At 57.5% G+C, this 13,900-nt stretch carries 10 protein-coding genes and 1 pseudogene; 7 read left to right on the forward strand and 4 right to left on the reverse strand.

The window, feature by feature from the left end:
• Positions 1-97: 97 nt before the first annotated feature.
• Positions 98-823, reverse strand: a complete 726-nt coding sequence (locus D3879_RS12365; protein ID WP_119954523.1) for a response regulator — start codon at positions 821-823, stop codon at positions 98-100.
• A gap of 737 nt (positions 824-1,560) precedes the next feature.
• Here D3879_RS12365 and D3879_RS12370 point away from each other — a divergent pair.
• From D3879_RS12370 to D3879_RS12385, 4 genes are all read left to right on the forward strand, one after another.
• Positions 1,561-4,461, forward strand: coding sequence for a ribonucleoside-diphosphate reductase subunit alpha (locus tag D3879_RS12370; RefSeq protein ID WP_119954524.1), 2,901 nt, complete (start codon positions 1,561-1,563; stop codon positions 4,459-4,461).
• Positions 4,462-4,851: 390 nt separating this feature from the next.
• A complete protein-coding gene (locus tag D3879_RS12375; RefSeq protein ID WP_119954525.1) occupies positions 4,852-6,099 on the forward strand; it encodes a ribonucleotide-diphosphate reductase subunit beta in 1,248 nt (415 codons plus the stop codon).
• A gap of 105 nt (positions 6,100-6,204) precedes the next feature.
• Positions 6,205-7,359 (forward strand): hypothetical protein, encoded by a 1,155-nt coding sequence (locus D3879_RS26295; RefSeq protein ID WP_147411133.1) that lies wholly within the window; start codon positions 6,205-6,207, stop codon positions 7,357-7,359.
• Positions 7,360-8,844: 1,485 nt separating this feature from the next.
• Positions 8,845-9,210 (forward strand): SpoIIAA family protein, encoded by a 366-nt coding sequence (locus tag D3879_RS12385; RefSeq protein WP_119954526.1) that lies wholly within the window; start codon positions 8,845-8,847, stop codon positions 9,208-9,210.
• A 401-nt stretch (positions 9,211-9,611) separates the two neighbouring features.
• On the opposite strand, the gene D3879_RS12390 is transcribed toward D3879_RS12385, so the two are convergent.
• The gene (locus D3879_RS12390; protein ID WP_119954527.1) at positions 9,612-9,953 is read right to left on the reverse strand and encodes a hypothetical protein; all 342 of its coding nucleotides are present in this window, start codon (positions 9,951-9,953) and stop codon (positions 9,612-9,614) included.
• A gap of 401 nt (positions 9,954-10,354) precedes the next feature.
• Between D3879_RS12390 and D3879_RS12395 the strand changes: the two genes are divergently transcribed.
• On the forward strand, positions 10,355-10,636 hold the full coding sequence (locus tag D3879_RS12395; RefSeq protein ID WP_119954528.1) for a peptidylprolyl isomerase: 282 nt from the start codon (positions 10,355-10,357) through the stop codon (positions 10,634-10,636).
• 192 nt (positions 10,637-10,828) lie between these two features.
• Complete coding sequence (locus tag D3879_RS12400) at positions 10,829-11,362, forward strand: REP-associated tyrosine transposase (RefSeq protein WP_119954529.1); 534 nt, start codon at positions 10,829-10,831, stop codon at positions 11,360-11,362.
• Positions 11,363-11,670: 308 nt separating this feature from the next.
• Here the strand turns inward: D3879_RS12400 and D3879_RS12405 are convergent.
• Positions 11,671-12,122 (reverse strand): annotated as a pseudogene (locus D3879_RS12405) (phage infection protein).
• A 408-nt stretch (positions 12,123-12,530) separates the two neighbouring features.
• Here D3879_RS12405 and D3879_RS12410 point away from each other — a divergent pair.
• On the forward strand, positions 12,531-12,902 hold the full coding sequence (locus tag D3879_RS12410; RefSeq protein ID WP_119954530.1) for a DUF2025 family protein: 372 nt from the start codon (positions 12,531-12,533) through the stop codon (positions 12,900-12,902).
• Between the two features lie 115 nt (positions 12,903-13,017).
• Here the strand turns inward: D3879_RS12410 and D3879_RS12415 are convergent, their stop codons facing one another.
• Entirely contained in the window at positions 13,018-13,872 is an 855-nt protein-coding gene (locus D3879_RS12415; RefSeq protein WP_119954531.1) for an FHA domain-containing protein, read from the reverse strand.
• Positions 13,873-13,900 lie beyond the last annotated feature (28 nt).

Below are 13,900 nucleotides of genomic sequence, written 5' to 3' on the forward strand. Positions count from 1 at the left end.
CTTCCATTCGCAGTCGCGGCGCATGCCTTCGTGAACGAAACCAAGCTGGCGCAGCAAACGGCTGCTCACGAACAGCGCACGCCTCTCGCCACGTCCGTCAGTTCGCCAAAGCTTCAGCCGCCTCGGCAACGAACAGATAGCCCTTGCTGCGCACCGTTTTGATCAACCGCGGGTGCATCGGGTCGTCACCGATCTTCGGGCGGATGCGCGAAATACGCACATCGATGGAGCGATCCAGACCGTCATATTCGATACCACGCAAGGCAGTGAAGATTTCCTCGCGGGAGAGGATGCGCCCGGCGTTAGACGCCAGTAACCAGAGCAAATCGAACTCGGCACTGGTCAGCTCGATACTCTGCTCACGCAGCCACGCCTCACGCATCGCGCTGTCGATCACCAAGACGCCGAACTCCAGGCGCCGCTGACTTTCCACCGTCAGCACCTCGGCGCCTTCGCTGCGCCGCAGCAGGGCACGGATACGCGCCAGCAGCACCCGCGGACGCACCGGCTTGCACACGTAGTCGTCGGCGCCCATCTCCAGGCCGAGCACCTGATCCATATCATCGCTGCGCGCCGTCAGCATCAGAATCGGGCCGTCATAACGGCCGCGCACCTTGCGACAGATGGACAGACCATCCTCGCCCGGCAGCATCAGGTCGAGCACCACCAGATCCGGTTGTTCTTTAAGGATGCGGGCAGCGGCCTGCGCGCCATTGGACTCGATCGCCACTTTCAAGCCGTTGCTCTCGAGGTATTCCCGAGTCAGCTCGGCCAGGCGCTGATCGTCTTCGACGATAAGAATTTGCCAGGCTTCTTGCTCCACCACTGCCTCCTAAGAACACGTTGCTACAGCTAACGAAACGGCCAGCATTGTAACAACGGTCGGCGTTCTGCATAGCGCATGCCAAACCGCAACAAAAAACACAACATATAGTGTTGGCTTGAGAAGCCTTCAGCATCTTCAAACGGTGTTGTCAAAGCCATTTAACTGGCGACGAATGGTACGAAATGGTCAATCCCAGCGACCATGCGGGCTACGCAAAGTTACCCAAGGTTAACCCACAGCTTTATCCACAGGCAGCGGATAACAGTCGCCTTGCAATGCCCCCGATAGCGCTCTATCTTGTATCCCAATCGCGCCAAATACCTACATGTTGGGTTTTGGCAGACCACCGGACACAAGAAGAATGACCCGCAGAGGCCCTTTCGCAGGCCACCACCGGTGCGTCGAATCGCTCTTTTAATGACCCATCCACCGCTACGGCGGTGAATACAGATCAAGACCCAAAAAGTACGTGACTGTGGTCTTGATTCGGTGTAGCGCTACCAAGCGAACACCACTAGGTATTGTGGTTCTGACGCCTGCCGTCATGACCTGTGACTTTAGAGCCAGGGAAGTGCTTGAGTCGTGCCCTTTTCTGACCTGTGTGCAAGTCCCTGTGCGTCCGGCGTTTTGCCGTGCGTATGGCGTTTTTGAAAGCTCTGGTTTTTGAGAACAATGGAATGAACGGCAAGCACGCCAAGTGTCCAACTAGATAAATACAGAACACGGAGACATTCATGCAGACCGACACCACTCGCGAGAACCCGCTGGCCGCTGCGCCGCAGGCCGCCGATTCATCTCAGGATCTGGCCGCCACCGCACCCGGCCAACTGCGCGTGATCAAACGTAACGGCACCGTGGTGCCGTATACCGATGACAAAATCACCGTAGCCATCACCAAGGCGTTCCTCGCTGTGGAAGGCGGTACTGCTGCCGCCTCGTCGCGTATCCATGAAACCGTTGCCCGCCTGACCGAACAAGTCAGCGCCACCTTCAAGCGCCGCATGCCATCGGGCGGCACTATCCACATCGAAGAGATTCAGGATCAGGTCGAACTGGCCCTGATGCGCGCCGGCGAGCAGAAAGTCGCCCGTGACTACGTGCTCTACCGTGACTCGCGCGCCCAGGAGCGTGCCAAGCGTGGCAGCCATGAGCCGGCTCAGCCGCACCCGAGCATCCGCGTTACCCACGCCGACGGCAGCGTTGCACCGTTGGACTTGGGCCGCCTGAACACCATCGTGACCGAAGCCTGCGAAGGTCTGGCCGAAGTCGACGGCGAGCTGATCCAGCGCGAAACCCTGAAAAACCTCTACGACGGCGTAGCGCAGAGCGACGTCAACACCGCCCTGGTGATGACCGCCCGCACCCTGGTAGAGCGCGAGCCGAACTACTCCTACGTCACCGCTCGCCTGCTGATGGACACCCTGCGTGCCGAAGGCCTGGGCTTCCTCGGCGTGGCCACCAGTGCCACTCACCACGAGATGGCCGACCTGTATGCCAAGGCTCTGCCGGCCTACATCGCCAAAGGCATCGAGTTCGAACTGCTCGACCCGAAACTGCAATCCTTCGACCTGGAAAAACTCGGCAAGGCGATCGACCACGAGCGCGATCAGCAGTTCACCTACCTCGGCCTGCAGACGCTTTACGACCGCTACTTCATCCACAAAGACGGCATCCGCTTCGAACTGCCGCAAGTGTTCTTCATGCGCGTGGCCATGGGCCTGGCAATTGAAGAGAAGCAGAAAGAAGACCGTGCCATCGAGTTCTACAACCTGTTGTCGTCCTTCGACTACATGAGCTCGACCCCGACCCTGTTCAACGCCGGTACCCTGCGTCCGCAGCTGTCCAGCTGCTACCTGACCACCGTGCCGGATGACCTCTCGGGCATCTACAACGCTATCCACGACAACGCCATGCTCTCCAAGTTTGCTGGCGGCCTGGGTAACGACTGGACTCCGGTTCGCGCACTCGGCGCCTACATCAAAGGCACCAACGGCAAATCCCAAGGCGTTGTGCCCTTCCTGAAAGTGGTCAACGACACCGCAGTAGCAGTCAACCAGGGCGGCAAGCGCAAAGGCGCGGTCTGCGCCTACCTGGAAACCTGGCACATGGACATCGAAGAGTTCATCGAGCTGCGTAAGAACACCGGTGACGACCGTCGCCGCACCCACGACATGAACACTGCCAACTGGATTCCTGACTTGTTCATGAAGCGCGTCTTCGACGACGGCCAGTGGACCCTGTTCTCGCCGTCCGAAGTACCGGATCTGCACGACCTGACCGGCAAGGCCTTCGAAGAGCGCTACGAGTACTACGAAGCCCTGACCCAGTACGGCAAGATCAAGCTGTTCAAGACCATCCAAGCCAAAGACCTGTGGCGCAAGATGCTCTCCATGCTGTTCGAAACCGGCCACCCATGGCTGACCTTCAAAGACCCGTGCAACCTGCGCAGCCCGCAGCAGCACGTCGGCGTGGTCCACAGCTCGAACCTTTGCACCGAGATCACCCTGAATACCAATGCCGACGAAATCGCCGTTTGCAACCTGGGTTCGATCAACCTGCCGAACCACATCGTTGACGGCAAGCTCGACACCGCCAAGCTGCAGAAGACTGTGAACACCGCAGTGCGCATGCTCGATAACGTTATCGACATCAACTACTACTCGGTACCGCAGGCGAAGAACTCCAACTTCAAGCACCGCCCGGTTGGCCTCGGCATCATGGGCTTCCAGGACGCGCTGTACCTGCAACACATTCCATACGGTTCGGACGCGGCAGTCGAGTTCGCCGACAAATCCATGGAAGCGGTCAGCTACTACGCCATCCAGGCCTCCTGTGACCTGGCCGACGAGCGCGGTTCCTACGAGACCTTCCAGGGTTCGCTGTGGTCCAAAGGCATCCTGCCGCTCGACTCCCAGCAGATCCTCATCGAGGCCCGTGGCCAGAAGTACATCGACGTCGACCTGAGCGAGTCCCTGGACTGGGCGCCGGTTCGTGCCCGCGTACAGAAAGGCATCCGCAACTCCAACATCATGGCCATCGCACCGACCGCCACCATCGCCAACATCACTGGCGTATCGCAGTCGATCGAACCGACCTACCAGAACCTGTACGTGAAATCGAACCTCTCCGGCGAATTCACCGTGATCAACCCCTACCTGGTTCGCGACCTCAAAGCACGCGGCCTGTGGGACTCGGTCATGATCAACGACCTGAAGTACTACGACGGTTCCGTACAGCAGATCGAGCGCATCCCGCAGGAGTTGAAAGACCTCTACGCCACCGCGTTCGAAGTCGACACCAAGTGGATCGTCGATGCCGCCAGCCGCCGCCAGAAGTGGATCGACCAGGCCCAGTCGCTGAACCTCTACATCGCCGGCGCCAGCGGCAAGAAGCTCGACGTCACCTACCGCATGGCTTGGTACCGTGGCCTGAAAACCACCTACTACCTCCGCGCCCTGGCCGCCACCAGCACCGAGAAGTCCACCGTGACCACCGGCAAGCTCAACGCAGTCTCCAGCGGTGGCAACGACGGCCTGAACGCAGCACCTTCAGCAGCGGCAGCACCAGCCGCAGGCCCGGCACCAGTGCCCAAGGCCTGTGCCATTGACGAGCCGGATTGCGAAGCCTGCCAGTAAGCGGCAACGCACGAAGCTGAGCGGCGCCCGCGTCGTTGCCGCGCCACCCGACCCCAGTCACGTACAAAAGTACGCTCCCGGGGCCGGGCGGCCCGGCGCCTAGCGCTCACTCGCTCAGCTTCGCGCTGATAGATGCGAATTTATTGCAAGACACAGATCGATCCCCTCGCCCCCTTGGGGAGAGGGTTAGGGAGAGGGGGGCCCGGCCTAGAGCCATACACGGGGCCTCACCCCACGAAGAATGAAAGAACAGGCAGAGGCAAACCATCGCCCTCCTGTGTGCGACCAACGGCAACCGTTTTGCTTTGTGTGCAGCGAGCAACGGACTAGAATTAACTGTATATCCATACAGGCCAGACAAAGCTCTGGCCCTCAAGCAGGAGCTAAACCATGCTGAGCTGGGATGAATTTGATAAAGAAGACGGCGACCTCGCCAAACCGGCCGGCGCCGCAGCATCGGTGGTCGATATGAGCCTGGAAAAACTCGACAAGGACGGCAATGCTGCCGCCCACGAAGCCCGCGCCGTCAGCGACAGCGACTCCGCGGCCGTAGCCCGCGCCAAGGCGGCCCTGGACCAACTCGACGTCGCCGAAGGCCTGGCCGAGCTGGAAGGCTCCGCTGCCCGCGTCGCGGTCGATGAAAAGCGCATGATCAACTGCCGCGCCGACCTCAACCAACTCGTACCCTTCAAATACGATTGGGCCTGGCAGAAATACCTCGACGGCTGCGCCAACCACTGGATGCCGCAAGAAGTAAACATGAATGCCGACATCGCCCTGTGGAAGAGCAATGACGGCCTGACCGAAGACGAACGCCGCATCGTCATGCGCAACCTCGGCTTCTTCTCCACCGCCGATTCCCTGGTTGCCAACAACCTGGCGCTGGCCGTGTACCGCCTGATCACCAACCCCGAGTGCCGCCAGTACATCCTGCGCCAGGCCTTCGAAGAGGCGATCCACACCCACGCCTACCAGTACTGCATCGAGTCGCTGGGCATGGACGAAGGCGCGATCTTCAACATGTACCACGAGATCCCCTCGGTCGCGAAAAAAGCCGCCTGGGGCCTCAAATACACCCGCGCCATCTCCGATCCGGAATTCAACACCGGCACCGTCGAGACCGACAAAGAGCTGCTGCGCAACCTGATCGCCTACTACTGCGTACTGGAAGGCATCTTCTTCTACTGCGGCTTCACCCAGATCCTCTCCATGGGCCGCCGCAACAAGATGACCGGCGTCGCCGAGCAGTTCCAATACATCCTGCGCGACGAATCCATGCACCTGAACTTCGGCATCGACGTGATCAACCAGATCAAGATCGAAAACCCGCACCTGTGGGATGCCGCCCTGAAAGACGAAGCCACCCAGATGATCCTCCAGGGCACCCAACTGGAAATCGAATACGCCCGCGACACCATGCCGCGCGGCGTACTGGGCATGAACGCCGCGATGATGGAGGACTACCTCAAATTCATCGCCAACCGCCGCCTGACCCAGATTGGCCTGAAGGAAGAATACCCAGGCACCACCAACCCCTTCCCATGGATGAGCGAAATCATGGACTTGAAGAAAGAGAAGAACTTCTTCGAGACGCGGGTTATTGAGTATCAGACTGGTGGGGCGTTGAGCTGGGATTGATTCCGCTGACCGCTGAATAGATGCGCTTTACCTGAAATGGATGTTTGGGGCAGCGATTAGAAGACTAAAAGCCCCGCCTAGTGCGGGGTTTTTTTTGGAGGATTTATGACTGACGACAAGCCCAATGAAAGCGGAATAGAGAAAACTCAAAAAAGAAGCAGGACAATACGAATATATCCTGCCTGGACATTTGAACAATCCCTCCCACTCGCCCAAGCCATTCAGGAGCATGCCTCAGGTGAAAAAGTAAGTCGCTTAACTTTATTCAAAGCCATTGTAAAATCACCCACATCAAGCGCCTCTCAGAACTTACTTACAAACTCCGCAAAATACGGTCTAACTAAAGGCAGCCACACCTCTGACTACCTTGAGTTAACCGTAGAAGGAAGAGAAATCACAAGCCAAGAAAAAGGCTCAATACCATATATAGAAAGGTGCTTCGAATGTGCAATTGAAAAAATAGGTCCATTCAAGACACTGTACGATATATACAAAGGGAAAAAGCTACCTGCCCACGCTGTATTTTCAGACTCCTTAAGAGAAATCCATCCTGATATTGGCGACACTCAAGAGTGCATAGATGTTTTCATAGTTAACTGTAGATTTCTTGGATTACTTCAAGAAATTGCCGGAACTGAAACACTCGTATCAATAGAAACCCTAATTGAGGAAACTCAACGAAACTCTGCAAAACTGACACCAGCAAAGAATACCCGCGCGCCGCATACACGAACAATCAGTCAACCAAGCAGCCACAACAAAGGCGCGCAGACTGAAGACTGGGACTCCATCTGTTTCTATGTCACACCGATAGGCGAGCAAAATAGCGCTCAAAGAAAACATTCCGATCTTTTCCTAAGCTACATAGTAGAGCCTGCTATTTCTTCGCTAGGGCTAAAAGTAGTCCGAGCAGACCAAATTGAAAAAGCCGGGATGATTACATCTCAAATAATCGAACACCTCATCAAGGCAAAGCTTTGTGTTGTAGACTTATCATTCCACAACCCGAACGTTTTTTATGAGATGGCCCTAAGACACGCAACAAACTTACCAGTAGTACAAATATGCCGGCAAGCCGACAAAATCCCCTTTGACGTAAATCAAGTAAGAACAGTAATAATTGACGACTCAGACATATACTCCTTAATACCAAAATTAGAAACCTACAGATCCGAAATTGCCACTCAAGCGATAGGAGCATTAGAGGGAGATAACTCCAACCCCATCACTACTTTCTTTCCAGAATTTCAGATCAAATGAGAGGAAAAGGGGACAGATTTATTTTCTGCTGTGTTCTGGCTATTCGTTAAAGGAGCGGTGGTAATTCGCCGCGCTTTTGTTGGCCCCAACTACGGGTTTCGCCCTTACGGCGAGTTACTTTCTCTTGAAACAATCGGGGACAGACCACGGTTTTCTATTGATACAAACGGCGACCTGCTCCCTGTTGTTGTTTGCAGAACTTTTATTGACCCTAACTACGGGTTTCGCCCTTACGGCGAGTTACTTTCTCTTTGCTCGCGCGAAAGCGAACAATCGGGGACAGACCACGGTTTTCTATTGATACAAACGGCGACCTGCTCCCTGTTGTTGTTTGCAAAACTTTTATTGACCCTAACTACGGGTTTCGCCCTTACGGCGAGTTACTTTCTCTTTGCTCGCGCGAAAGAGAAAGTAACCAAAGAGAAAGCGCGCCCGGCATATGGGTCTCGCTGCGCTCGACTCCCCTCCTTCCGGCACTGCTCCGAGGGTCGTCACGAAGGGCCGTCCCTGGCCCATCGTTCCTCGTTTGGCATCCATGCCAAACGCCCCTCTGCACAGCACCTCCACTCGGCCTTCTGACGGGACCGGGGGACCGAGTTGTCTGGCAGATAATTGATTGCCTTTGTAGGAGCGGCTTTAGCCGCGATGCTCTGAAAATCAAAAGCCAACTCGCTGCGACGCCGAACCCCTCTATTCGGGCGGGGATAACGCCCCTTTTAGAAGGCCGAACGGAATCGTTGTGCAGTGGGTTGAGCGGCATGGATGCCGCGAGAGCTGCGATGGGCCAGGGATGGCCCTCCGCAGCGGGCCCACGGAGCAATGATGAAGTGAGGGAACCCGCCGCAGGCGGGCCGGATGGTGGGGCTAGACCTTTTGGTTCCTTTTGGGGCAATGCCAAAAGGAACTCGCCGTAAAGGCGAAACCTTATGCTCAAGCGATGAAAATACCGCGTCGAAGCGCGGAATCCAGCGTTGCGCCCGCTATCGCTTCGCGGCCAAGGCCGCTCCTGCATAGAGCCGTCAAACTGTCAGGAAGCGCCAAGCGCCCCTTCAGCAGGCCGAGCCGAATCATTGACTAAGCGTCCAGAAAGCCGATTCCCGTTAACGTCCGGTGGCAGGCGGCGTATCGTGGGAATTTTTGATCGCTCCCACGCAATACCGTGACGCAGAGCGTCACAAGCTAGGCTCCCACGCTGGAGCGTGGGAGCCATCGACCGGGGCAGCTAAACTCGCAGTGCTCACTGATCGTTCCCACGCTCCGCGTGGGCATGCAGCCCTCGACGCTCCAGCGTCCACCCACCTGATTCAAGGAAGAATCCAATGGGCCGTAGCCGTTACCTCATCACCGAACCGGACAAACTGCATTTCCTCGCCAGCGCGAGGCCGAGCCGAATCATTGATTAAGCGTCCAGAAAGCCGATTTTCGTTAACGTCCGCTGGTAGTCGGCGTATCGTAGGAGTCGTATCCCCCAATGGAGGAGTCGCTATGCTCCAGGTAATGCGAAACGGCGAGAACCGCATCGACGTGGAATTTGCCGGAAAGCTCGACAGCAATGACATGAGAGTCGCGCTTGATGAGCTGAGCCAACAATCCGAAGGCATCGAGCATGGCCGAGTGCTTTATCGAGTCGGCGATTTCGAGCTTCCTACGCTGGGCGCAATAGCCGTCGAGTTGTCGCGCATCCCGCAACTGTTCAGGTTTGTTCGGCGCTTCGACCGCATGGCAGTCGTTGCCGGCAAAGAATGGGTGAGGAAAGCAAGCGAGGTCGAGGGTGCGCTGATTCCGGGTCTGCAGATCAAGGCTTTCGATCTGGGCCAGGAGGCGGAAGCCGAGGCTTGGTTGCAACGTTAGCCACAGGCGGGTTAATCGGGGACAGACCACGATTATCAGCCCCCTTACTCTTGGAATGGGCTGAACGTAGTGTCCGGCCCGGACACGGCGTTCAGCGAGGGAGCCTGGACGTCCCATGGTGGAAAACCGCTTTGCGGATTTTCCACTACCTAGGATCATTAATTGACGTAGGGGGATAACGCTCTTTTATCCACCAGCTTTGATCGTGCCGACGAAACACCGTGTCGCAGAGCGTTACTGGCTGCGTTCCCACGCAGAGCGTGGGAACGATCAATCAAATGGAGTTTGATCGTTCCCACAAAACACCGTGACGCAGAGCGTCACAAGCTTGGCTCCCACGCTGGAGCGTGGGAGCCATCAGTAAGGTTTGCGCCTGGACAGCGCAGCCGAACAGTGCGCGGCTAATTCAGCTGATCAATCATAACCGCGTTGGTATAGATCAAACTGCCATCACTCGCCCGATGCCCGACCAAATGGAATTGGCCGCGTTGGTCGCTTGCGCTCAAATAGACGCGGAATTTGCAATCGGATAAGGGGCCGCATTCCTCCGGCGTGATCAATTCCATCGTCGTCATATCGACATCGACCATGACTTCAGACTCATGGGTCTTCTGCAGCTGTTCTTCGGCCTGCTCTAGACGCAAATGCTCGGCTCCATCGACGTAAAAATGGAAGCTCCCCAATGGGGTGGACTTTTTGTCGTCGCTGGTTTTGCACCAGCCTTCGATGGTCAAAGTAGCCATGGCAAGACCTCCTGAAGTGAACGCCTGGGCACTGTCGCGCCCTCTTACTCAATTTTAGACAACTAGCAGGAGGACGTTGATCCTTTGACCCCGTGCTGGGCCAGGTTAGGCGGTATCGAAACCGACCATCCTACGAAGCTTCGCGGCCAAGGCCGCTCCTACAAAAGCGGGCGAGCCGGATCCCGGCTTTGATCATTCCCACGCTCCGCGTGGGAATGCAGCCCTCGACGCTCCAGCGTCCACCCGGTGATCGTCCCCACGAAACACCCCTACGCAGAGCGTCACAAGCTCGGCTCCCACGCTGGAGCGTGGGAGCCATCAGTAAAGACTATCCTGGCCCATCGTTTGAATAGCCCCCTGATTGCGGTAGGCTTTGCAGCTTCTTTGAAAGGAGTATCCCCATGGCCAAAGCCACTGCCCGTCACATCCTGGTTGCAACCGAAGCCAAGTGCAACGAACTGAAAGCCGCTATCGAAGCTGGCGCTGACTTTGCTCAGGTTGCTAAAGACAACTCCACCTGCCCGTCCAGCCGCGACGGTGGCAACCTCGGCTCGTTCGGCCCAGGCCAGATGGTGAAAGAATTCGACGCCGTGGTGTTCAGCGCCCCGCTCAATGTCGTGCAAGGCCCGGTGAAAACCCAGTTTGGTTACCACCTGCTCGAAGTCACCAGCCGCCAAGACTAATTTGATCGTTCCCACGCAACACCGTGACACAGCGCGTCACAAGCTCGGCTCCCACGCTGGAGCGTGGGAGCCATCGGCCGGGGGTGGCTAAACTCGCATTGACGGCTGATCGACTGATCATTCCCACGCTCCGCGTGGGAATGCAGCCCTCGACGCTCCAGCGTCCACCCTTATGATTCAAGGAAGAATTCAATGGGTCGTAGCCGCTACCTCATCACCGAACCGGACATACCGCATTTCCTCACCTGCACAGTGATGGAGTGGTTGCCGCTGTTCACCCGCCCTGCCCTTGTCGACATCCTGCTCGACTGTTGGCGCTACCAGCAGACGCACCAAAGCCTGAGCCTCTATGGCTATGTGGTGCTGGAAAACCATCTGCATTACGTGGCCCAGGCGCCTGAACTGGCCAAGTGCGTCAGCAACTTCAAGTCCTTTACTGCACGGAGGATCATCGACCACCTGGAAAGCAAAGGCGCAGATCTTGTTCTAGAGCGCTTGCGCTTTACCAAACGCGCCCACAAGGCCGACCGGGTGTATCAACTCTGGCAGGAAGGCTCACACGCGGAACTGGTGTGCAGCGAAGCGGTGATGCGCGAGAAACTCGACTACATCCATTACAACCCAGTGAAGCGCGGCTATGTGGACTGTGCCGAGCATTGGCGCTACTCCAGCGCACGAAACTATGCAGGGCAGGAAGGACTTATTGCGGTTGATCGCTGGGGATAGCGTGACGCAGAGCGTCACTGGCTGCATTCCCACGCAGAGCGTGGGAACGATCGGAAGCCAATAAAAAACTCGGCCAGTGCCGCAATGCTGTTCACTTAAGCGATGTGCGCCTGAGCTCCCCTCTCCCGTTTACGGGAGAGGGGCTGGGGGAGAGGGTAAATAGCGGGCAAAAGTGAATTCATCTGGCATGCACCCCTCTCCCTAACCCTCTCCCCAGAGGGGCGAGGGGATAAAAGGCGAAGACGTATGCTTAAGTGAACAGCATTGCGGCCAGTGCCGGGCTTTGAAGGGCGGTAAAGTGACCTGGTTCAAACCACGCCACGGGCTTCCAGCAGACGGTCAGAACCACCTTCGGCAACGCGGATGCCGGTGCGGTCGGAACCACTCTCAGCGACACGGCGGCCGTATGCTCGGAGCCGTTTTCGGCGACACGATCCAGCACCATGTAGGAGCCTTCACCCGCTACGCGGAAGCGCTCTTGCCGTCGGTCTGAACCACCTTCGGCGACGCGGATGCCGGTGCGCTCGGAACCGTTTTCAGCGACGCGGTCCAGCACCATGTAGGAGCCTTCACCCGCTACGCGGAAGCGCTCTTGCAGCCGGTCTGAACCACCTTCGGCGACACGGATGCCGGTGCGATCGGAACCGCTTTCAGCGATAACGGTGTTGGCTTTGGCTGTGACCGAGTGATCGGCCGGCAGTGCGAAAACACTGGCAGACAGGCTGGCGAAGATCAGTGCAGCGAAGGCTTGGCTTTTCATTTCGGTGGCTCCTCGTGGGGGGCGTAAGTGAGTACGGAGCCCATCTTACGGATAGCCAATCGATTAAAAAGTGAACACTCGCGATAGCGAATATTGACGCCATTGATAGGGGAAAAAACTCCTAGATATCAATCGCTTAATTAATCTCAGCCGCCGAAATACGGCGACGCAGAGCGTCACTGGCTGCATTCCCACGCAGAGCGTGGGAACGATCATTGCGGTTGATCGCTGGGCCAAAAATGAGTGCCGGGCAAGCCTGGCGCCCGCTTATTGATCCAGAGCAAGGTGAGCCGGCAGCCAGGCCTTAGCATCCAGGCACATAACCATTCCGCGGCCGCAAAGGCCCGCCCTACCCTGCGTGTGCCCCCAAATACCCGAAGTAATTACGACTCACGTGAGAGGTTTACCATGAGCATCACATCCGCCAGCATCTGCGAGGCCGCCGAGTGCCTGAAGGGCTTTGTCGGTTTCAATGCCAAGACCGGCCGGCACATTGTCCGCTTCAGCGAAGACTCTTTCGGCCTCGATGTGCCGGAAGCAAGCATCACTCCGACCTGCGAGTTTGTCTGGCGCCCGCTCGAAGGTGAGTTGATGACCCTCAAACGCGAACATATCCAACTCTTGCTCGACCAGAATATCGACGACCGCCTCAATATCACCGAGCCGCTGCGCGTCTATATGCGCCGCCAGGATTTACCGGAGATCAGCGCCCAACGGCGCGTGCAGCGGAGTTGTGGCGGGGATTGCCAATCGGGTGGGTGTAAGAAATCGGGCCAATGACCAGGGCTGCTTCCATGCCTCTAGCCTGGTAGGGCGATCAGCGGGAATCGTGACGCGGAGCGTCACAGGCTGCGTTCCCAGGCGGAGCGTGGGAACGATCAGTAAACGGAGCGATTCAGAGCATGGCCTTCCCGGCCAGGCCCACGGCCATCGCCACCACAAGCGCCAGCAACCCCAGCAATACCTTGCTCAGCGGTTTCTTCGCCTGCGCAACTGGCGCGCTACTCTTCTGCGCGGCATTGGCCGCCGCCACCCGTAGCGGATTGACGGTTGCCGGCTGGCTGACGGGTTTTGGCTTGGCCGGTTTAGGCAAGTCGATGGCGCGCATGAACAGGGTGGCGTCTTCGTCTTCGGCCTGGGGCACCTCGACCTTGGGCCCGATCACCAGCAGAGTCACCGAGCCCATTCGTACCTGATCGCCAGGCTGCAACACGGCCGTGCTGAGCTTCTGGTGGTTGACGAACACGCCGTTGGCGGAGGCCAGGTCTTTGATCTCCAGCACGTCGTCCTTGAGGAAGAACTCGCAGTGCCGGCGCGACAGTTCCACATCGCTGAAGCACAGCTCGCACTTGACGGAACGGCCGAAGGTCATCGAGCCGGTCACATGGTACTTGTGGCCCTGATGCTCGCCCTTGATCACCTGCAGAAACCAGCGCGCGGGCGCCTCGGCCTTCGGCTTGCTCTTCGCCGGGTCAACCAACAGCAGCTCCAGCGAACCGAGCCGCACCTTGTCATCCGGGCGCAGTTGGTAGCGCACGCCGATGCGCTCATTGTTGACGTAGGTACCGGCCTGGGTGCCGCAGTCGGTCAGGTAGTAGAGGCCGTGATCCTGGCGGATTTCGGCATGAAAAGGGCTGATCTCCGAATCTGTCAGCACCAGGTTGTTGCGGCTGTCCTGACCGATGGTGAAGCGTTCATCCACCAGCCAGATGGGCGCCTGACGATTGTCCGCGAAGTGGATCCTTAGCATGTTCAGTGTCTACCTTGAGAAAGTTGCG

It is taken from the genome of Pseudomonas cavernicola, assembly GCF_003596405.1.
GTDB lineage: Bacteria > Pseudomonadota > Gammaproteobacteria > Pseudomonadales > Pseudomonadaceae > Aquipseudomonas > Aquipseudomonas cavernicola.